The sequence below is a fragment of the Staphylococcus sp. GDY8P57P genome, assembly GCF_017892585.1.
Classification (GTDB): Bacteria; Bacillota; Bacilli; order Staphylococcales; family Staphylococcaceae; genus Staphylococcus; species Staphylococcus borealis.
The window spans coordinates 1-20,690 of sequence record NZ_JAESLK010000036.1; the positions used below are offsets into that span (position 1 = coordinate 1).

Annotated in this window: 21 protein-coding genes; 8 read left to right on the forward strand and 13 right to left on the reverse strand. The window is 33.8% G+C overall.

Annotated features, from left to right (window positions below):
• Positions 1-265: 265 nt before the first annotated feature.
• From KA878_RS10765 to lepB, 3 genes are all read right to left on the reverse strand, one after another.
• Positions 266-1,678 carry a zinc ribbon domain-containing protein gene (locus KA878_RS10765; protein WP_193839814.1) on the reverse strand — a complete coding sequence of 471 codons (1,413 nt, stop codon included), beginning with the start codon at positions 1,676-1,678 and terminating at the stop codon, positions 266-268.
• Positions 1,678-2,745: a zinc-ribbon domain-containing protein gene (locus tag KA878_RS10770; protein ID WP_193839815.1), complete on the reverse strand. Its 1,068-nt coding sequence runs from the start codon at positions 2,743-2,745 to the stop codon at positions 1,678-1,680. The genes KA878_RS10765 and KA878_RS10770 overlap by 1 nt, the downstream gene beginning before the upstream one ends.
• Before the next feature lie 418 nt (positions 2,746-3,163).
• Positions 3,164-3,739 (reverse strand): signal peptidase I, encoded by a 576-nt coding sequence (lepB, locus tag KA878_RS10775; RefSeq protein WP_053030309.1) that lies wholly within the window; start codon positions 3,737-3,739, stop codon positions 3,164-3,166.
• 351 nt (positions 3,740-4,090) lie between these two features.
• Here lepB and KA878_RS10780 point away from each other — a divergent pair, with 351 nt between their 5' ends.
• The 4 genes from KA878_RS10780 to KA878_RS10795 are packed head-to-tail and all read left to right on the forward strand — an operon-like array spanning position 4,091 to position 7,374.
• Entirely contained in the window at positions 4,091-4,498 is a 408-nt protein-coding gene (locus tag KA878_RS10780) for a YxeA family protein (protein ID WP_193839816.1), read from the forward strand.
• A gap of 23 nt (positions 4,499-4,521) precedes the next feature.
• The gene (locus tag KA878_RS10785; protein WP_193839817.1) at positions 4,522-5,280 is read left to right on the forward strand and encodes an ABC transporter ATP-binding protein; all 759 of its coding nucleotides are present in this window, start codon (positions 4,522-4,524) and stop codon (positions 5,278-5,280) included.
• Complete coding sequence (locus KA878_RS10790; RefSeq protein ID WP_193839818.1) at positions 5,270-7,153, forward strand: FtsX-like permease family protein; 1,884 nt, start codon at positions 5,270-5,272, stop codon at positions 7,151-7,153. Before KA878_RS10785 ends, KA878_RS10790 begins: the two co-directional genes overlap by 11 nt.
• 26 nt (positions 7,154-7,179) lie before the next feature.
• The gene (locus tag KA878_RS10795) at positions 7,180-7,374 is read left to right on the forward strand and encodes a VraH family peptide resistance protein (RefSeq protein ID WP_053030313.1); all 195 of its coding nucleotides are present in this window, start codon (positions 7,180-7,182) and stop codon (positions 7,372-7,374) included.
• An 86-nt stretch (positions 7,375-7,460) separates the two neighbouring features.
• Here the strand turns inward: KA878_RS10795 and KA878_RS10800 are convergent, their stop codons facing one another.
• From KA878_RS10800 to rpmH, 10 genes are all read right to left on the reverse strand, one after another.
• Complete coding sequence (locus tag KA878_RS10800; protein ID WP_193839819.1) at positions 7,461-8,033, reverse strand: helix-turn-helix transcriptional regulator; 573 nt, start codon at positions 8,031-8,033, stop codon at positions 7,461-7,463.
• 260 nt (positions 8,034-8,293) lie between these two features.
• On the reverse strand, positions 8,294-8,830 hold the full coding sequence (locus KA878_RS10805) for a TetR/AcrR family transcriptional regulator (protein WP_193839820.1): 537 nt from the start codon (positions 8,828-8,830) through the stop codon (positions 8,294-8,296).
• Positions 8,799-9,191, reverse strand: a complete 393-nt coding sequence (locus KA878_RS10810; protein ID WP_053030317.1) for a DUF3147 family protein — start codon at positions 9,189-9,191, stop codon at positions 8,799-8,801. The genes KA878_RS10805 and KA878_RS10810 overlap by 32 nt, the downstream gene beginning before the upstream one ends.
• A gap of 18 nt (positions 9,192-9,209) precedes the next feature.
• Complete coding sequence (locus KA878_RS10815) at positions 9,210-9,572, reverse strand: DUF3147 family protein (protein WP_053030318.1); 363 nt, start codon at positions 9,570-9,572, stop codon at positions 9,210-9,212.
• Positions 9,573-9,730: 158 nt separating this feature from the next.
• Positions 9,731-10,570: a nucleoid occlusion protein gene (noc, locus tag KA878_RS10820; protein WP_053030319.1), complete on the reverse strand. Its 840-nt coding sequence runs from the start codon at positions 10,568-10,570 to the stop codon at positions 9,731-9,733.
• Between the two features lie 45 nt (positions 10,571-10,615).
• Positions 10,616-11,338: a 16S rRNA (guanine(527)-N(7))-methyltransferase RsmG gene (rsmG, locus tag KA878_RS10825; protein WP_053030320.1), complete on the reverse strand. Its 723-nt coding sequence runs from the start codon at positions 11,336-11,338 to the stop codon at positions 10,616-10,618.
• Entirely contained in the window at positions 11,338-13,215 is a 1,878-nt protein-coding gene (gene mnmG, locus KA878_RS10830) for a tRNA uridine-5-carboxymethylaminomethyl(34) synthesis enzyme MnmG (protein WP_193839821.1), read from the reverse strand. The genes rsmG and mnmG overlap by 1 nt, the downstream gene beginning before the upstream one ends.
• Positions 13,216-13,330: 115 nt before the next feature.
• A complete protein-coding gene (gene mnmE / locus KA878_RS10835) occupies positions 13,331-14,710 on the reverse strand; it encodes a tRNA uridine-5-carboxymethylaminomethyl(34) synthesis GTPase MnmE (protein WP_193839822.1) in 1,380 nt (459 codons plus the stop codon).
• A 156-nt stretch (positions 14,711-14,866) separates the two neighbouring features.
• Positions 14,867-15,217: a ribonuclease P protein component gene (gene rnpA, locus KA878_RS10840; RefSeq protein WP_174841452.1), complete on the reverse strand. Its 351-nt coding sequence runs from the start codon at positions 15,215-15,217 to the stop codon at positions 14,867-14,869.
• A 112-nt stretch (positions 15,218-15,329) separates the two neighbouring features.
• Positions 15,330-15,467: a 50S ribosomal protein L34 gene (gene rpmH / locus KA878_RS10845; protein ID WP_000240855.1), complete on the reverse strand. Its 138-nt coding sequence runs from the start codon at positions 15,465-15,467 to the stop codon at positions 15,330-15,332.
• Positions 15,468-16,149: 682 nt separating this feature from the next.
• On the opposite strand from rpmH, the gene dnaA reads away from it, so the two are divergent.
• The 4 genes from dnaA to recF all read left to right on the forward strand — a co-directional run bounded on the left by dnaA (position 16,150) and on the right by recF (position 20,690).
• Positions 16,150-17,508 (forward strand): chromosomal replication initiator protein DnaA, encoded by a 1,359-nt coding sequence (dnaA, locus tag KA878_RS10850; protein ID WP_107629416.1) that lies wholly within the window; start codon positions 16,150-16,152, stop codon positions 17,506-17,508.
• Positions 17,509-17,808: 300 nt separating this feature from the next.
• A complete protein-coding gene (gene dnaN / locus KA878_RS10855) occupies positions 17,809-18,942 on the forward strand; it encodes a DNA polymerase III subunit beta (RefSeq protein ID WP_193839928.1) in 1,134 nt (377 codons plus the stop codon).
• Positions 18,943-19,335: 393 nt separating this feature from the next.
• The gene (yaaA, locus tag KA878_RS10860) at positions 19,336-19,578 is read left to right on the forward strand and encodes a S4 domain-containing protein YaaA (RefSeq protein ID WP_174841934.1); all 243 of its coding nucleotides are present in this window, start codon (positions 19,336-19,338) and stop codon (positions 19,576-19,578) included.
• Entirely contained in the window at positions 19,575-20,690 is a 1,116-nt protein-coding gene (gene recF, locus KA878_RS10865) for a DNA replication/repair protein RecF (RefSeq protein WP_193839823.1), read from the forward strand. Before yaaA ends, recF begins: the two co-directional genes overlap by 4 nt.

Genomic DNA, 20,690 nt, shown 5'->3' on the forward strand with positions numbered 1-20,690 from the left:
CAACATTTTTATCTATTCACGTTATAAATATATAAAGTGAGATGGGAGTGGGACAGAATTCTTTTAAATTCGTCGTCCACTCCCAGCTTGCTTTGCTTGTAGAATTTCTTAGTGAAATTCTCTTTGTTGGGGCCCCGCCCGCAAGGATGACTAGAACTGAGAAAAACTTGATTTAAGCGCCTTCTCAGTTCAGTCAGCTACTGCGAATTTGCTAATTAGCATTATTATATTATTTATGTTCCAGACTGTTATTGCTATTAAATCATTAATAACCTGAACCGACTTCTTCCCCGTCTTCATCGTATTCTGTTACATAACCATCATCCGTATCAACGGTATAAGAACCGGCTAAATCTCCATTTTTATCAGTAAATGAGAAGCCCCATTTGCCGTCATCTGTTTTCTCTGGTTCTTTGTATGTGTAAGTGTCCGTATCTAATGTATGACCTTCATATGATTCTACTTTATCAATGACATTGTCACGCGTTACTTCTTCTGAACTTGAATCAGAATCATCGCTGTCACTATCTGCATCCATTTTATCATCGATATAGTTATCAATTTCATCATCATCAAACGTTACTGTGACGTCTGTGACATCATCATCGTCGTCTCCAGCACTTGTCACATTCACTGAATCTGATTTAAACGTTTTACCTTCATATGTGCCTTGTGCATACACCGTTACTTCTTCATCAGGATCATATGGTCCATATGTCTCAGAAGATGTTTCACTTCCAATTTCTTTATCATTCGCATATATTTTTACGTTATTTAACATATAACCACCATCAACGCTAACTGTGAAACGTTTTTGTTTAAATGATTCATAAGCAATATTACTATCACTCATATTGATCATTAACGCCCCTTTGAATTTCTTACCATCAATATCTTTCGTGGCTTTTAAATTGTAATCACCGATTGGGAACGTACCAAGTGTTTTTTCTTCATCTTCAGAAACTGTTGTCGTGCGTTTTTTACCATTATACTCATAAGTAATATCTCCACTACTACTTGGATAAATACTAACGGATTTTTGTGGAACATTAAATGTGTAATTATCAAAGAATAAGAATTTCTTGCCATCCTTAGAAATATTTAACACATTGTTCCCATTAGCATCGACAGACAAATTGTTGAAGCGATTATCTTTAATTTCTTTCGCACTTTGTTCTACATTGCTTCCAACATTATTTAAATCATCTTCTGTTTTAATATAATTTAAATACGCGCGTGCTTCTTCCTGACTTAATTTTTGATCGTTTTGTGTCGTAACTTCTTTGGCTAATGCTTTTTCGTCGTCTTTCTTGATTGCTTGTGCAATATTTGATGCTTGCTTTTCCGGAGAAAATTGATTTTTTAATAATGAAAATGCAACGATTAAAGCGATAAGTAATACAGCTATAACAGCAATAATAATCCACGTCTTTTTATTATCGCCTTTACGTGGTTGTTGATCATGTCTAGGGACATAACCTTGCTGATTATAATTATTGTATTCCTGATTTAAATGTTGTTCATGCATATCTTGTCGACGTTGGTTATGCTGATTTTGGTTATGATCATGTTGTGTATTAGCGCTATTCGACTTAGATTGGTGAACAGGCTTACCACAATTTGTACATACCTTCACACCTTCACGAAGCGGTTGCCCACAATTACTACAATATTTCATTAGTAGATCGAACTCCCATCAAATAGATTATTGAACTCACTGATTAAGTTAGCAAAGATTTGGTTAAATAAAGATTCCCCAAAAATCGTTACAAATAAGAAGAAAACAATAATGTAAATAATCACACCATAAAAACTTGAAAAGCGCGTATGATGATTGGCACTATATTTAGCAATCATGTACACACCTGAAATAACAATTAACAAGATGGATAGCATAAATAATGCGCCACCAAATCCATAAGAATTAGCAAACATTAAAATCAATGCAAGTACTAATACTGCGACTGAAACACTATTGATCAATATAAAATCCGACAATACTTTTCTGAATGGAATTGGCTGTCTCACTACTAAACGTGTGATACCATACGTCGCACCTACGATAACCGCTAAGAATAAAATGATGGCTACAATAATCGAAAAGATAATTTGACTCTTAGGTGTCGCAAATAAACCAATTGTTGAAGGTATTGCAATCGCAAGTAACAATGCGATGACTAATAAACCAATAACGAGTAAAGAAAATAACAATTTAAAACTAAATGCTTGTTGGCTTTTTAGAACTTGGTCAGGTGCTGCGAAAGCACTTCTGAAGAAACCTTTACTTTCTTCTGTCACTTCTTTTGCATGTTCACTAAATTGGCTTGATTGTTGTGGTTGTTGATAGTTTGAATACGGCTCGTTGTATTGTTGTTGACTGTGATATGTATGTGATGCGTTGTTGTGAGGTTGTTGATTTGATTGTGGCTGATGCATTTGATGTTGTTGTGTTGTTGAATGATCTTCAGATACATGCTGGTTATCTATCACTTTGTCTTCGTCATTATTACGTTTATCTTGTGTTGTGTTGTTTGTTCTAGATAATTGTTCATTATGATTTGATGTCGTTACGTGTTCTTCTCCCAATGATGCACTTGTATCGTATCGTCGCCCATTCGCCTCTGCATTTGAGATATCTTTCTCAGCAGAATTAACCGTTTGGGACTGTTTATCTATTTTATGGCCACACTCGCCACAAAATAAATCGTTAGGCTCGATTGCACTTCCGCAATTTGGACATTGCATAGGTGTTCCCTCCAATTTTTAATTTTTTAAATCTTCAAAAAGTATATCATTTATTTTGTATTGTTTTCTACATTATTTTAAACTTTCTATCAAAAAAATTATATATTCCAAAAAGCAATATTTCGACATATGCATTTTATACATTTGCCTAAATATTGCTTTGCTTAATATTGAAATAAAAAAGTGGCTGGGACAAAATAAAATGTCTCAGCCTCGTTATCATTTTGGCAGTAGCGGACTGATTTCAAAATGCGCTTAAATCAAGCGTTTTTCAAATCTAGTCATCCATACGGGCAGGGGCCCTAGCAATGAGAATTTCATCAAGAAATGCTACAAGCTATGCAAGTTGGGAGCAGGACAACGAAATTATTTTAATTTTTGTCCCACTCCCAAAACTACTACTATACTCTATTTTTATTTACTCGAATGTACCTGGGTTAAAGCCAGCTTCCCATTTATTAAATGGCCAATATCTTAATACAACTTTACCTACAAGTTGATCTTTATCTACTAAACCAACTTCAGCGAAACGGCTATCTATACTATTTTGTCTGTTATCACCTAAAACTAAATATTTATCTTTAGGGATTTTGTTCTTACCGTCAGCACCATTCACTTGGCTTGTCTTAAATGTACCAGTTAAATACTTACCTTGTTTGTGTTTCTTATTATAATCTAAATACGGCTCTGATACCTTTTTGTCATTCACATATAATTGATCACCTTTGTACTCTACTTTATCACCAGGCGTACCAATCACACGTTTAATAAAATCACGTTGTGCATCTTCATGGAAGACAACAACATCACCATTATCAATGTGATTCAATGTTTTAGAAATTTTACTTACAATCACTTTATTTCTATCTTGAAAAGTCGGATACATCGACGACCCTGATACTGTGTATGATGTGCCGATAAACTTTAATACAATACCTACAATTAAAAGTGCGCCACCAATGGCTACAATCCATTCAATTATCTCTTTTTTCAATTAAACCCCGCCTATCATCTTTTATAAACATAACTTACTTTATCACAAAATCATTGCAAAGTCGTTTCACTCATCTTTAAATCCGGTAACGTTATTACCCTCAAGTTCTTACTAAAGACACCGCATGCTATCATGAGGTCTTCTCTAACATATTGTTAGCCTCATCGTAACAAACCTCTTAGATGATTACTATTCAAGTTATTACATTTAAGTGTGCCTTCTCACTTTTATTTTCAAAAATAAAGTCAATCTTTCATATTCGTAAGAAATAACGACGACTTTGTAAGGTTAGATAAAGGCAGTACTGACGCAATCTTCCTACAATTATAAATGTAATAGAAATAAGGAGTGATGATATTGAAAACCTTAAGAAATACAGTCATTGCAGTCGTTATTATTGCAATTGTCATAATTGGAGGATTATTTGGATTAGATGCCTATTCCAATCAACACCCTAACAATCGTGCAGTCAATGATTGGAATAAATTGAACCCCGTAGCACCAACATATAACTATTATGTTAAGACACAAAAACCATCAAACGTAGAAGTCGTTGATAAGGAAAAAGACTTCTATATCTACCATTACAACCAAACAGGTTACACCAAAGACGGTAAAGCTAAAAAGATTGATTATACAGCATCTAAAAAATTAAAAACGAATCATTACCTAGTTGTAAGTGAAAAATCTCACACTATTACATCATATGAAGAAGTCAAACAATCAGAAATTCCAACTCAAGCAAAAGAAAAATTATAAAACGAACAAGGAGTGCGATGGACATGCCAATTTTAAACGTCAATCATTTATCAAAAGTATATGGAAATAAACAAAAATATAAAGCGCTAAACGACATTAACTTTTCAGTGGACAAAGGAGAATTCGTCGCCATAATGGGCCCTTCTGGTTCAGGAAAGACGACGTTACTCAACGTCATTAGTTCGATCGATAGTATTTCTGGAGGCACTGTCGAAGTAAGTGGCAATGAAATTAATAAGCTGAAGGACAAACAATTAGCACAATTTCGCAAAAAAGAACTCGGATTTATCTTCCAAGATTACAGTGTGTTACCGACGTTAACCGTAAAAGAAAATATCATGTTGCCGTTGTCTGTTCAAAAAGTGAGTAAAGATGAAATGGAACACAATTATAAAGAAGTAACGGAAGCACTCGGTATTTATGATTTAAGCAATAAATATCCAAGTGAAATATCAGGTGGCCAACAACAACGTACCGCAGCAGCACGTGCTTTCGTTCATAAACCATCGATCATCTTTGCGGATGAACCAACTGGCGCGCTTGATTCGAAAAGTGCGCAAGACTTACTCAATCGTCTTGAAGAAATGAATGCACAATTCGATAGTACCATTATTATGGTAACTCATGATCCATCCGCTGCAAGCTTCGCACAGCGTGTCATTATGTTAAAAGATGGACATATTCATTCAGAAATCCACCAAGAACATAAGTCAAAACGTGAATTTTATGATGAAATTATTCAATTACAGTCTGCCTTAGGTGGTGTCGCAAATGACATTTAATCAGATTACACTCAAAAATTTAAAAAGTAATTTTAAAAATTATGCACTATATCTCTTTTCATTAATCTTTAGTATTATTTTATACTTTAGCTTTGTCACTTTGCAGTATACGCATAGTATCAATAACGGTGGTTCTCCAAAAGTGATACAAGAGGGTGCTAAAGTAGGCGCAGTGTTTTTATTTATTACAATTATCATTTTCTTAATGTATGCGAACCAATTGTTTATTAAACGTCGAACACGTGAATTTGCATTATTTCAACTCATCGGTTTAACACGACAAAATATTTTACGAATGCTAGCAATTGAACAGCTTACTTTCTTTATTATCACAGGTATCATAGGTATTTTAGTAGGCATTGTTGGTTCCGAACTTTTACTTAATATTCTAGTGAAAATGATGCATCTAAAAGTAGACGTGTCGATAGGATTTGAATTACCTGCATTAATTCAAACAATAGTAATGCTTATACTCGCATTTATCTTGATTATGTTTCAGAACTACCTTTTTCTAAAAAGAAGAACGATACTGTCAATGATGAAAGATAGTACAAAATCAGAAGCTACTAAATCAAAAATTACTGTTCCTGAACTTATTGCAGGTATTCTAGGCATTGTCATGATTATCTTAGGCTATTACATCTCCACTGAAATGTTTGGCAAATTCCAAGGATTAACGATGGCCTTAGTAACACCTTTTCTCATTTTATTTCTAACTGTTGTAGGAGCGTATCTATTCTTTAGAAGTTCAGTATCTATCATATTTAAATCTCTGAAAAAATCAAAACATGGTCGTGTTTCAATTACAGATGTTGTATTTACATCATCTATTATGCACCGCATGAAGAAAAATGCGATGTCACTAACAATTATCGCGATTATTTCAGCAATAACGGTAACGATTCTATGTTTTGGTGCAATTAGTAAAGCCAATACGGATTATATGATTCAAACATCATCTCCTCAAGACATTAACTTTACTAAATCGCAATCAGCTCAAAAATACGAGCAATTATTAAAACAGCATCATATTCAATATGACACTAAAACATTAGAGGGAAGTAACACGAAACTGCTCAAAAATGATGTATTAAAAAGTAAAACATCTAACGGTATACAAAATGCTGGTGTCATTGTTATGTCAGATGCGCAAATCAAAGGTAACCATGCTACAATTACGAATACACAAGGTCCACTGTCAGGTATGGTAAGTGTTCATACAGATAATGATATGACACTTCAAGGCCAACAGAAAGTGACATTACTTGTAAATCAAAAAAATGACAATGAAGTCATCCCATCAAATGTGTCTATAGGTGGTCCCGTATTAAAAGTGAGTCCAGACGTTTACAATAAATTGAAACTGAAAGATCAATTATTACATCATTATGGTTTCGATATTAAACATCACCAAGACATATCAAAAGCGGAAAAATTAGCTAAAAAAGTGAGTCCAACTGTAGCGCTGAAAAGTGATACAAAACAAATGCTTGATGAAAGTAACGGTATTTTAATGTTTGTGACTTCATTCTTAGGATTAGCATTCTTAATCGCAGCTGGATGCATTATTTATATTAAACAAATGGACGAAACTGAAGATGAAATTAACAATTACCGGATCTTAAGACGTATCGGTTTCACACATACTGATATGATGAAAGGTTTGGCCTTAAAGATATTATTCAACTTTGGTTTACCTTTAATTATCGCGTTACTACACGCCTTATTTGCAGCACTAGTATTTATGAAACTGATGGGAGAATTTTCTCCAACACCAATTATCATTGTGATGATTGTGTATTCACTTGTGTATCTTATCTTTGCTGTGATATCGTTTGTTCACGCAAATCGAATTGTAAAACACGCTATATAATGATTAAGAAGAAAGGATGTTTTTAAATGAATATTAAAGAATTAATTCGTAAATCTTATGAGGATTTATTAAGTTTAAAAGTCAACTGGTTTAATGGCCTAATGTTAGTACTTATCGTCTTTGTCTTGAGTAGTATTGCGACGCCATTTATTGGTGTACCGGTAGGCTTACTTGGTGGCGGTTATCTCTTGAAACGTTATGAAGAAAAACAAGACAATTAATAATCAACAGAGAGATGAATAGAATTCAAAGTGATATTTTTAATAGACCTAAGAAGCATTTCCGCTTCTTAGGTCTTTATCATTGATTATGGTAAAAATTTAAATGATAAATAAATACTCAACCAACATATGATTACAAATGCGCCTACTACAAAGACAAATGATAAGATGCTCGTAATGAGATTACGTGTTTTACTTGTCTGAACTTCATTAGGATCTTGACCATTCATAAATGCAACGATTCGATCGTAATTATCCATACCGTGCTTGTATTTAATTTTGTCGATTTGCGTACTACTATAAAAACCTACAGAAAAAATGACATAGGTAATCGCAACGCCCCACCAACTCAGATAAAATAAAAGTGGTCCTATTAAAACACATGCTAATAACATCCAAACCAACATTATCCACGTCCAAAAATCCATGTCTTTTTTAATAGTTTCATGTTCCATACGTTTCACGTCTCCTTTGACAAGATCATCTAATGAAACATTAAATAAATTACACATCATTAATAAATTATGGATATCTGGATAACTTCTTTCATTTTCCCAATTAGAAATCGTTTGTCTTGAAACATATAATTTTTCAGCTAGGTACTCTTGGGAGTAATTTTCTTTTTCTCTATATTTTCGAATTTGTTGACCGATTTCCATCACCCATAACTCCTTAACCATTTAGATTAATCTTGTCTAGAATAGAAACAAGATTGAAATGAATAATCGTATCTCACTTCAACTCCATAGAAACGTCTCTGTATATAAAAAACTACCAAATTTCTTTGACAATCACATCTTTTTCATTGTCAAAATCCTTTTACATGCTGTAATATCAACATTTACAAGACTTCCTGACGTCTAAAAAAAGGAGCTGCGCTATTTATTAAAACGCAGTTCCTCTTTGCTATAAGCCATTATTAATTAAACGATTTTAAAATAACATCAAGCATCTTTTTAATATAGGCTTCATCTAAAGTTTCAGGTTTAATTAAAATATTGAAATAAATAGGTGAGAAAATTAAATCAATAAATAAATCTTGGTCCTCTTCTTTGATATGTTGTGCGATAATCGATTTTAATACTTTTCGGTTACTTTTAAAATAACCTTTCATAAACAACTCACGTGCATCATTTTGTTGATTACTAATCAATATCTCAATTACCGCTCGTCCAAGATTCGTTTTATAAATTTCCATTATTTTTATTAAATATTGATATAATCCCGTATATAAATCTTTATCATTATTTTCGAAAATCTGTGTTCTACTTACAAACATATCTACAATAATAGATGACTTATCTTTCCAACGACGGTAAATCGTCGCTTTGGAAACGCCTGTATTTTCAGATAGTTGATCAATTGTAATTTCTCTAAAATGCGTCTTAGTTAACAATTTATCTATTTCATTAAAGATTTTATAATTAATTGTCGGATCTTTCGGTCTTCCAGCCATGTTTTCCCCTTCTTAAATGCGAAATAATTTCAACGATTTCAAATATAATTACTGCACTTACAAACCACGCAATAAAGCCAACAACGATGCTTAATAGCCATTGATTTGTGTAATAAAGCATCCCCCATGTTGCTAATATACTAATTAACACGCCAGTCATACCGAACACTGCCCCTCTACTTACGTGTTTAGCAATAACATCACCATGTTGCATACCTGTGATAAATAATGAAACTAAGAATACTGCCGGTAATGTCGCAAAGACACCACCTAACTCTTTCCAAGGTAATATTACAGAAATAATATAACTAAGTGTAACCGCTAATCCCCCAACGAGGAATTTAATTAATGCTAATTTCATTACAAAAGCCTCCAATGATTAATTCATATGTCTAACGACAAACATGCCAATTGAAATGACAAGCCAACATATCAATGCAAAACCTGTACCTCTTTTATAATCTCTTTTACTAATATAAAGAGAAGTTAGAAAGACAGTAACAATGCACGATATAATACCAATAATCGCACCAGAACTAAGATGAATTGACATTTGCACGAGTTGATTACCACGATGATCTATCGCAAGCGCTATGATTGCAGCTAAGTAGACTGCCGGCATAGTAGCGATAATGCCACCCATTTTACCGCCGACTTTCTCAGCCATAATAGATGCAAATGCTACTGCAAGACCTCCAATAACAAAATGAAGAATAGCACTAGAAACGGATATTCCAAACACATTAAACCCTTCTTCTTTAATTATTAAACGATACGTTTCGTTTAATAATATTGTAAAACTATTTCAGTATAATGTAAATGGCGTACGAAATAAAACTAATTTTCAAATTTTTATAAAAAAAATCTCCTTTCAGCCGGTGCCTAAAAGGAGATGTTTTACTATCTTTTATAAATTTTTATCTTAATTTCATAATAATCATCATGATCTTTATCACGTTGTTCTACACGTATACCAGATTGTTCAATTGCTTGAACGCTCTTTCCAACTTCATCACGTGCTTGTGTTAAATCTTTGGAGAATTGGAAAGATTGGGCTTTAACCTTTTCAGGCCCAATTTTTTGTTTAACACGTGCTTCTGTTTGTTTAACGTTTAACTTTTGATTGATGACTTGTTCAATGAGTTGTTCTTGATCTTCTTCTTTAAGAGATAATACTGCTCGAGCATGACGCTCTGTAATCTTACCTTCTCTTAAACGACTGATGACTTTAGGTGCTAACTTCAGTAAACGCAACTTGTTCGCAATGAAACTCTGACTTTTACCTAAACTTTTAGCTAATTCACTTTGCGTAGTTCCACCAATTTCAAGCAGTTTTTTATATGCTTCCGCTTCTTCTACTGCAGATAAATTTTCACGCTGAATATTCTCAATTAAAGCAACAACAGCAGTTTCTTCATCGTTCATATGACGAATAATGACATCGGCTTGTGCTTTATGCAGAGATTGTAACGCTCTGAAACGGCGTTCACCTGCGATGATTTCATACATATTTTCTTCAATTGGTCGCACGACAATCGGTTGCAATAGCCCATGTTCATCAATGGATTCCGCAAGTTCTGTAATTTTACTTGAGTCAAACACCTGTCTTGGTTGATAACGGTTAGGTACAATACGCTCAATTTGAATGGATTCGACGCTAGAATTGCGATCTTCTTCAATGTATCCAACGATGTCATCTTTATTTTTCAATCCAAATAATTTTGAAAAAGGTTTTTTCATTATCCATTCACTCCTCTTAAAATTAATTTTAACATGTAAGTGCTATTAATTTTCTAGTAAAGGAGATTTATTAGGCGTACCAGGTTTTCTAGGATATTTTTTAGATGTTTGACGACGTTTATCAATTATAATCATTTGTCGTTCTCCAGCATCTTCAGGTAAATCGAAAGTGTAAGAATCACTAAAGACGCCACCTAATATACTAATCCCAAATTGCGCTTCTTCTAATTCTTCTTCTCCTTTAGAAGACTTCAATGCGATGAAATGGCCACCCTTTTTAACTAAAGGTAAACATAATTCACTTAGCACTGTAAGTCTGGCTACTGCACGTGCGGTTACAACATCATATGTTTCTCTATTGACGCCTTTGCCGAATGTTTCAGCTCGATCATGCACAAAGCTAACTTGTGTTAAGCCGAGTTCGGCAGCTAAATGATTTAAAAATTGGATACGTTTATTTAGTGAATCTACAATCGTCACTTTCAACTCAGGGTATACAATTTTCAACGGAATACTTGGGAAACCAGCACCCGCGCCAACATCACAGATGGCTAAGGGCTGATTAAAATCATAATAAAAGCTTGGTGTAATGGAATCATAGAAATGTTTCAAATAAACTTCATGTTCATCTGTAATACTAGTGAGATTCATTTTCTCATTCCACTCAACAAGTAGACGATAATATGTCTGAAATTGTTCTTTTTGTTTATCTGACAACTCAATTCCATGTTCACTTAATTCTTTAGCTAGCCATTCTACGCCACTCATTAATTTTTCACCCTTTGCAATTTACCTTGTTCTAGATAAACAAGTAAGATTGAAATGTCTGCTGGGTTAACACCAGAGATTCGTGATGCCTGAGCAATATTCAATGGTTTAACTTCAGCTAATTTTTCACGTGCTTCAGTCGCTAAACTATCAACTTTACTATAATCTAAGTCTTCAGGAATTTTTTTCGCTTCCATACGTTTAACTTTCTCAACTTGTTGCAATGATTTATTGATATAACCTTCATATTTCGTTTGAATTTCAACTTGCTCTTCAACCGCTTCAGGTAATTGATGCGTTTCTTCTAAGATTTCTAAAATCGTATCATAAGTCATCTCTGGACGTCGTAATAAATCAATCGCCAATATACCATCTTTAAGACGTGAACCACCATGTGCTTCAATAACAGATTGCGTATGTTCATTTGGTTTAATGCGAATATTAGTTAAACGTTCAACTTCATCTTGAATTTGTTGGCGCTTTTCATTAAAACGTGCATAGCGTTCTTCAGAAATCATACCTAATTCATAGCCCATATCTGTTAAACGTAGATCGGCATTATCATGACGTAATAGCAATCTATATTCAGCACGAGAAGTTAATAAACGATACGGTTCATTTGTACCTTTCGTAACTAAATCATCAATTAACACACCGATATATGCATCTGAACGGCTTAAGATTTTTTCGCCTGTTCCTAACACTTTACCAGCTGCGTTGATTCCCGCCATAATACCTTGTCCAGCCGCTTCTTCATATCCTGATGTACCATTAATTTGACCGGCTGTATATAAGTTTTTAATCATTTTAGTTTCTAATGTTGGCCATAATTGCGTTGGTACAATGGCATCATATTCAATCGCATAACCGGCACGCATCATGTCGGCCTTTTCAAGACCAGGAATTGTTTCTAACATTTGACGTTGCACATGTTCTGGCAAGCTTGTTGAAAGCCCTTGAACGTATACTTCATTCGTATGACGACCTTCAGGCTCTAAGAAAAGTTGGTGTCTAGGTTTATCGTTGAAACGGACAAATTTATCTTCAATTGATGGACAATAACGTGGACCTGTCCCTTTAATCATACCTGAATACATGGCTGATAAGTGTAAGTTATCATCGATGACTTTATGTGTACGATCATTTGTATACGTCAACCAACATGGTAATTGATCAAGTATATATTCTGTAGTTTCAAAGCTAAATGCACGACCTACCTCATCACCTGGTTGAATTTCAGTTTGAGAGTAGTCGATTGTTTTTGCATTCACACGTGGTGGTGTACCCGTTTTAAAACGTACAACTTCAAAGCCTAATTCTCTTAAATTATCAGCTAACGTAATAGATGGAAGTTGGTGGTTTGGACCACTTGAATATTTCATATTACCTAAAATAATTTCACCACGTAAAAACGTACCTGTAGTAATTACAACCGCTTGTGCATGATATTCAGTGCCGATATTTGTACGCACACCTTTAACTTCATCATCTTCAATGATTAATTCGTCTACCATACCTTGCATGATATCTAAATGATCTTCATCTTCAATTACACGTTTCATTTCTTGTTGGTACAATACTTTATCGGCTTGCGCACGTAATGCACGTACAGCTGGGCCTTTACCAGTATTTAACATACGCATTTGGATATGCGTTTTATCAATTGCTTTTGCCATTTGGCCACCTAATGCGTCAATTTCACGAACGACAATACCTTTAGCTGGACCACCTACTGATGGATTACATGGCATAAAGGCAATGTTGTCTAAATTAATTGTTAACATTAGCGTTTTGGCACCACGTCTTGCAGATGCTAAACCTGCTTCAATTCCTGCATGCCCAGCACCAATGACAATTACATCATATTCTTGAACCACCTGATTGACCTCCTTTAAATTTCCATTATCTGTATTTATTGCTAAGACTTCCTACCGTCTTAATTTGTTTAATGTTTATTATTTCGTTCCCGAATGGCTATGATCTGCAATTTCATTATTTTCCTAAACAGAACTGACTAAATAATTGGTCAATTAATTCATCACTTGCGGATTCACCAATAATCTCACCTAATAGTTCCCATGTACGCGTTAAATCAATTTGAACCATGTCCATAGGAATACCAGATTCCGCTGCCTCAATCGCATCTTGAATTGCATTTCTAGCTTGCTTTAATAAAGAAATATGTCTTGAATTAGATACATATGTCATATCTTGGTTTTGAACATCGCCACCAAAGAATAAATCACGTATTTGTAATTCTAGTTGATCGATGCCTTCTTGTTTAAGCATTGAGGTTTGAATAAGTGGCGTATCACCAATCATTTCTTTGACTTCATTTATATCTAAATGTTGTTCTAAATCTGTTTTATTTACAATGACAATGGCATCTTCATTTTTGATAACTTCATATAAAGTACGATCCTCTTGTGTTAAAGGTTCGTTATTATTTAAGACAAATAAGATTAAATCTGCTTCGCTTAAGGCTTTTCGTGAACGTTCGACACCAATCTTTTCAACGATATCTTCAGTGTCACGAATGCCCGCAGTGTCTACCAATCTTAAAGGTACACCTCTAACATTAACGTATTCTTCTAAGACGTCACGCGTCGTACCTGCAACTTCAGTTACAATCGCTTTATTATCTTGAATAAGATTATTTAGCATTGATGATTTTCCTACATTTGGTTTACCAACAATTACCGTTGAAAGACCTTCTCTCATAATCTTACCTTGTGTGCCAGTTTCTAATAGAAGGTTAATTTCGTTTTTAATTTTTTTAGATTGTTCTAATAAGAACTCTGTTGTAGCATCTTCAACATCGTCATATTCAGGATAATCAATGTTCACTTCTACTTGGGCTAGAATTTCTAAAATGGATTGTCGTTGTCGTTTAATTAAGTCGCTGAGGCGCCCTTCAATTTGATTCATAGCAACTTTAGAAGCACGATCTGTTTTAGAACGAATAAAGTCCATAACAGCTTCAGCTTGAGATAAATCAATTCGTCCGTTTAAGAATGCACGCTTAGTATATTCACCCGGTTCTGCCATTCTAGCACCATACGTCATTGTTAGTTCTAATATACGATTAATGGTTAAAATACCACCGTGACAATTAATTTCAATAATATCCTCACGGGTAAATGTTCTTGGTGCTCTCAACACAGATATCATAACTTCTTCAACAACTTCATTTGTTTCTGGATCGACTATATGACCATAGTTAATCGTATGGGAGTCTACATCTTCTAATTTTTTCTTTCCTTTATATAGTTTATCTCCAATTTCAACGGCTTGCGGTCCAGATAAACGGACAATACCAATTGCACCTTCACCCATTGGCGTTGATATACTAGTAATTGTATCGAAATCCATGATTATCCTCGCCTCCTTATTCAAGTAAAATTTCATTATAACATTGTAATTTGTTTCTATTAAAATTGCTAACAAGTTGATTGAGCGTTATAAAAGGAAGACTCCTGTTTGTCTGACGTCAGACTGACGGTAGTCTTAATACCTCCCCTACCCTGCTTATTTAATCCTTTTATTAAACACTTTCGCAATTTTAAGTACATGTTCTAAGCTACCTTGAATTTCAAGTGTAGACATGTCTTTAGCTGGTTGCCTAGCGATAACGATAATGTCACGTGCGATGATATCTTCTTTATGAACTTTGAAATTTTCTCTAATCGCACGTTTAATTCTGTTTCGAGTCACTGCATTACCTAACTTTTTAGATACGCTAATTCCTAATCGGAAATGATCTTTATTACTATTATAGGTATAAACAACAAACTGTCTATTTGCTACCGATTTGCCTCTTTTATAAATGGTTTGGAAATCAGTATTCTTTTTAATACGGTAAGCTTTCTCCACGTTCACATCACTCGCTTATATTATTCTTTGCCATTCTAGTTTATGTTCGTTCTGATATAGCGTGTCCCAATTTATACCTATTGAAACGAAAAAAAAGACCACTGAGAAGTCAGTGATCTTATGCTGATAAAACTTTACGGCCTTTACGACGACGACGTGCTAAAACTTTACGGCCATTTTTAGTGCTCATACGTTTTCTGAAACCATGAACTTTACTATGTTTACGTTTATTTGGTTGATAAGTACGTTTTACCATGCAAAACACCTCCATCTACATATTTATCCAGCTCACTCGCTCTTGTAGTGATCCTGATTATTTTAATAGATAAATTATACTTTCTGATATCAGAATTCTTGTTTTAATTCAATTTTATCTAGTCATAATTCAAGCAACTACTACAATATAACAAATTACTATTTATAAAGCAAGCAGCATTTGCAGTAAGATAATATTTTTTTAGTAAACTTCGTCACAAAATCATTTTTTAATATTTATACATTTTACGCCGAGTCCTTAGTGCTTTCATTATTCATTTTAAATACATCTTTATAAATTATTTCCCAAAGCTGTTATAATACATCGTACTTTCATTTTAAAAATTATCCACTTATACACAGATGACCATTCAATAATTGTGGATAATATAACCATTATTAACAGATTTATACCTAATTTAACAACATATTCACACCTATTTGACATCTCTCTTGGTTAAAAAGTATAATTGTGTGGATAAGTCGTCTAATTCATTATTTTAACAGGATTTATTTATTGATTTTATATACGTTTTTAGTGTGAATAAATCATAGCATATATAAAGTTATCCACCGATTGTTATTAACTTGTGGATAAGTATTAACATGCTGTGATTATTTTTATCCACTTGTCTAAATGTCTGTGTATAAGTCATAAATTTAAAGAAGATGGAGTTTATTATATGTCAGAACAAGAAATTTGGAAAAAAGTATTAGACGTTGCTGAATCAGAAATATCTAAATCGACATTTAATACTTTTTTGAAAGATACGGAGCTTAAAGAAATTCGTGATAACGTTGCAATCATTTTCGTAATACATGAATTTTATGCAGAATGGTTAAATTCTAACTATAAAGAAGTTATTCAAACAATTATGAAAGATGTTATTGGTTATGAAGTTGAACCCAAATTTTTCACTGCTGAACAATTAGCAGAACTTGACGAAGAGAGTCGTAAAGCTAAATCGCCAAGCAACGAACCTCAACGTCACATCATCGAGGATGTTCATGAAGGTACAGATCAATTTAATACACATAATACATTTGATACGTTCGTTATTGGACCTGGTAACAGATTTCCACATGCAGCAAGTCTTGCAGTTGCTGAAGCACCAGCCCAAGCATACAATCCTCTATTTATTTATGGTGGTGTTGGTCTTGGTAAAACGCACCTTATGCATGCGATTGGTCATCATGTTCTCAGTAATCAGCCAAATGCTAAAGTGCTATACACTTCAAGTGAAAAATTCACAAATGACTTCATTAAATCAATTCGTAACAATGAACCAGAAGCTTTTAGAGAAAAATATAGAAACATTGACGTGTTACTGATTGACGATATTCAATTCATTCAAAATAAAGAACAAACGCAAGAAGAGTTCTTCCACACATTTAATGAATTACATCAAAATAAGAAACAAATTGTCATTTCAAGTGACCGTCCACCTAAAGAAATCGCTAAATTAGAAGACCGTTTACGTTCTCGATTTGAATGGGGCTTAATCGTTGATATTACGCCTCCTGATTATGAAACACGTATGGCAATTCTTCAGAAAAAAATCGAAGAAGAAAATTTAGAAATTCCAGCTGAAGCATTAAATTATATTGCTAATCAAATTCAATCAAACATTCGTGAATTAGAAGGTGCACTCACGCGTTTACTTGCCTATTCGAAGCTTCAAGGCAGACCGATTACAACTGAATTAGCAGCAGAAGCACTTAAAGATATTATTCAAGTTCCTAAATCTAAGAAAATTACAATTCAAGATATTCAGAAAGTCGTTGGGCATTACTATAACGTTCGTATTGAAGATTTTAGTGCGAAAAAACGTACCAAATCAATTGCGTATCCTCGTCAAATCGCTATGTATCTATCAAGGGAACTTACTGATTTCTCATTACCTAAGATCGGTGAAGAATTCGGTGGTCGAGATCATACAACGGTTATTCATGCACATGAGAAAATTGCAAAGGATATCAAAGCAGATCCAATTTTTAAACAAGAAGTAGAAGATTTAGAAAAAGAAATTCGCAATCAATAATGTAAATAGTCGAAACTGTTATACAACAGATTACGACGTTTAATAGTGGGAAATAATGTAAATGGTCTGTTACCTTGAATTAAGCGCCAATAACTCTGACAAGTGAACAAGATGATTTTGTTAGTAATTGTGGATAATGTTAAAAAGTAATACACAGCATCAACAGTTTATCCACATGTGTATAACTTTGGCACACAAGGATTTTCTTAACATATCCACTAATCCACAAGCCCTACTACTATTACTATGAATTTAAAACCTATATAATTATATATAAACGACTGGAAGGAGTTTAAATTAATAATGGAATTCACAATTAGAAGAGATTATTTTATTAATCAATTAAATGACACATTAAAAGCCATCTCACCAAGAACAACATTACCGATTTTAACAGGTATCAAAATCGATGCTAAAGACAACGAGGTCATTCTTACTGGTTCAGATTCTGAGATATCTATTGAAATTACAATCCCTAAACAAGTTGATGGTGAGGATATTGTCACTATTTCTGAAACAGGTTCAGTCGTGCTTCCTGGTCGTTTCTTCGTAGATATTATTAAAAAATTACCAGGTAAAGACGTAAAATTATCAACAAACGAACAATTCCAAACACTGATTACATCTGGACATTCAGAATTTAACTTAAGTGGCTTAGATCCTGATCAATATCCATTATTACCTCAAGTATCACATGATGACGCCATTCAATTATCAGTAAAAGTCTTAAAAAATATCATTGCACAAACAAATTTCGCAGTGTCCACCTCAGAAACACGCCCAGTACTTACTGGTGTGAACTGGCTTATACAAGATAATGAATTAATATGCACTGCGACTGATTCACACCGCTTAGCTGTAAGAAAATTGAAGTTGGAAGATGAGTCAGAAAACAAAAATGTCATCATTCCAGGTAAAGCTTTATCAGAATTGAATAAAATTATGAGTGATAGTGATGAAGAAATCGATATTTTCTTCGCTTCAAACCAAGTATTATTTAAAGTTGGTAATGTAAATTTTATTTCTCGTTTATTAGAAGGTCATTATCCAGATACGACACGTCTATTCCCAGAGAATTATGAAATTAAATTAGGTTTAGACAACGGTGAATTCTATCACGCAATTGATCGTGCTTCTTTATTAGCACGAGAAGGTGGTAACAATGTTATTAAGTTGAGCACAGGTAATGACGTTGTAGAATTATCATCAACATCACCTGAAATCGGTACTGTAAAAGAAGAAGTGACAGCAACTGATGTGGAAGGTGGCAACTTGAAGATTTCATTCAACTCTCGTTATATGATGGATGCGCTGAAAGCAATTGATAACGATGAAGTTGAAGTAGAATTCTTTGGTACGATGAAACCATTCATTCTTAAACCAAAAGCAGATGACTCTGTTACGCAATTAATTTTACCAATTAGAACATATTAGTTTTAGAGGGGCATACCCTCAGCATCAAAAATTAGGAGTTAGACAATGCATTCTTAAAGAATGTTGTCTAACTCCTTTTTAAAATGCATAATAAGCACATTCAGCCTTCAATATAGACGTTAATCTTAAAAACTAGTGGATAACTCTAAACAACTTCTTTTTACGCAAAAATGGCCCTTAAAATTAAAAATAGGGCTATATGAGTAATAAAATCATTTTTAACGCCTTTTGTTATTCAAAAAAAGCCGCTTCAATTTGAAAAATATAGGCAATTTTCCTTCAAAATTTAAATATGTATAAAGATATTGTGAAGTAAACGGTTTCACATTCCATTTTAAATGAAATTTAAACCTAAAAAAGGTATAATATATTAATGACACATAAAGAAACGGAGTGATTATTTTGGTTCAAGAAGTAGTGGTTGAAGGCGATATTACGTTAGGCCAGTTTCTTAAAACTGAAGGCATTATAGAATCAGGTGGCCAAGCTAAATGGTTCTTACAAGATTATGAAGTTTTAATTAATGGTGAACGCGAAACACGTCGTGGTAAAAAACTAGCCAACCAAGATCGAATTGATTTCCCTGATATCCCTGAAATTGATTCTGTAATCATTATTCATCAAGGTGAACAATGAAACTTAAAACACTCCAATTAGAGAATTATCGTAACTATGAAGAAGTTACGCTTAAATGTCATCCTGATGTGAATATTCTGATTGGAGAAAATGCACAAGGGAAGACGAATTTACTTGAATCAATTTACACATTAGCTTTAGCTAAAAGTCATCGCACATCAAATGACAAGGAGCTTATACGGTTTAACTCAGAGTATGCTAAAATAGAGGGTGTACTAAATTATAGACATGGAACGATGCCATTAACGATGTTTATAACTAAAAAAGGTAAACAAGTAAAAGTGAACCACTTAGAACAAAGTCGACTAACGCAGTATGTTGGACATCTTAACGTGGTTCTTTTTGCGCCAGAAGACTTAAATATTGTCAAAGGGGCACCACAGATACGGAGACGGTTCATTGATATGGAATTAGGCCAAATCTCTGCAGTGTATCTAAATGACTTGGCTCAATACCAACGTATTCTTAAACAGAAGAATAACTACTTAAAGCAGTTGCAACTTGGTCATAAACAAGACACTACGATGTTAGAAGTCTTAAACCAACAATTTGCGCAATATGCATTGAATGTAACGTTGAGACGAGCACATTTCATCAAAGAATTAGAATCATTGGCTAAACCGATTCATGCTGGTATCACTAATGACAGAGAAACGCTATCGTTGACTTATTTACCAAGTATAAAACTCAGTGATATGGATAAAGACGCGCAAGCATTATTAGACGAAGTGATTACACTGTTAAATGACAATATTAAGCGTGAAATGGAACGTGGTGTTTGTTTATTTGGCCCGCATAGAGATGATTTAGGCTTTAATGTAAATGATATGGATGCGCAAACATATGGGTCTCAAGGACAACAACGTACGACCGCATTATCCATTAAACTAGCAGAAATAGAGTTAATGAACATTGAAGTTGGAGAATATCCAATCTTACTACTAGATGATGTGTTAAGCGAATTAGATGATTCTCGACAAACACATTTACTAAGCACGATTCAACATAAAGTACAAACCTTTGTAACGACAACATCCGTAGACGGCATAGATCATGAGATTATGAACAATGCTAAGCTTTATCGAATCAATCAAGGTGAAATTATAAAGTAA

Excerpts from the sequence above, each read along its gene's own strand:
- KA878_RS10765 (WP_193839814.1), bottom strand. The coding sequence starts at position 1,678 with ATGAAATATTGTAGTAATTGTGGGCAACCGCTTCGTGAAGGTGTGAAG.
- KA878_RS10770 (WP_193839815.1), bottom strand. The coding sequence starts at position 2,745 with ATGCAATGTCCAAATTGCGGAAGTGCAATCGAGCCTAACGATTTATTT.
- KA878_RS10780 (WP_193839816.1), top strand. The coding sequence starts at position 4,091 with ATGATATTGAAAACCTTAAGAAATACAGTCATTGCAGTCGTTATTATT.
- KA878_RS10785 (WP_193839817.1), top strand. The coding sequence starts at position 4,522 with ATGCCAATTTTAAACGTCAATCATTTATCAAAAGTATATGGAAATAAA.
- KA878_RS10790 (WP_193839818.1), top strand. The coding sequence starts at position 5,270 with ATGACATTTAATCAGATTACACTCAAAAATTTAAAAAGTAATTTTAAA.
- KA878_RS10795 (WP_053030313.1), top strand. The coding sequence starts at position 7,180 with ATGAATATTAAAGAATTAATTCGTAAATCTTATGAGGATTTATTAAGT.
- KA878_RS10800 (WP_193839819.1), bottom strand. The coding sequence starts at position 8,033 with ATGGAAATCGGTCAACAAATTCGAAAATATAGAGAAAAAGAAAATTAC.
- KA878_RS10805 (WP_193839820.1), bottom strand. The coding sequence starts at position 8,830 with ATGGCTGGAAGACCGAAAGATCCGACAATTAATTATAAAATCTTTAAT.
- KA878_RS10810 (WP_053030317.1), bottom strand. The coding sequence starts at position 9,191 with ATGAAATTAGCATTAATTAAATTCCTCGTTGGGGGATTAGCGGTTACA.
- noc (WP_053030319.1), bottom strand. The coding sequence starts at position 10,570 with ATGAAAAAACCTTTTTCAAAATTATTTGGATTGAAAAATAAAGATGAC.
- rsmG (WP_053030320.1), bottom strand. The coding sequence starts at position 11,338 with ATGAGTGGCGTAGAATGGCTAGCTAAAGAATTAAGTGAACATGGAATT.
- mnmE (WP_193839822.1), bottom strand. The coding sequence starts at position 14,710 with ATGGATTTCGATACAATTACTAGTATATCAACGCCAATGGGTGAAGGT.
- rpmH (WP_000240855.1), bottom strand. The coding sequence starts at position 15,467 with ATGGTAAAACGTACTTATCAACCAAATAAACGTAAACATAGTAAAGTT.
- dnaA (WP_107629416.1), top strand. The coding sequence starts at position 16,150 with ATGTCAGAACAAGAAATTTGGAAAAAAGTATTAGACGTTGCTGAATCA.
- recF (WP_193839823.1), top strand. The coding sequence starts at position 19,575 with ATGAAACTTAAAACACTCCAATTAGAGAATTATCGTAACTATGAAGAA.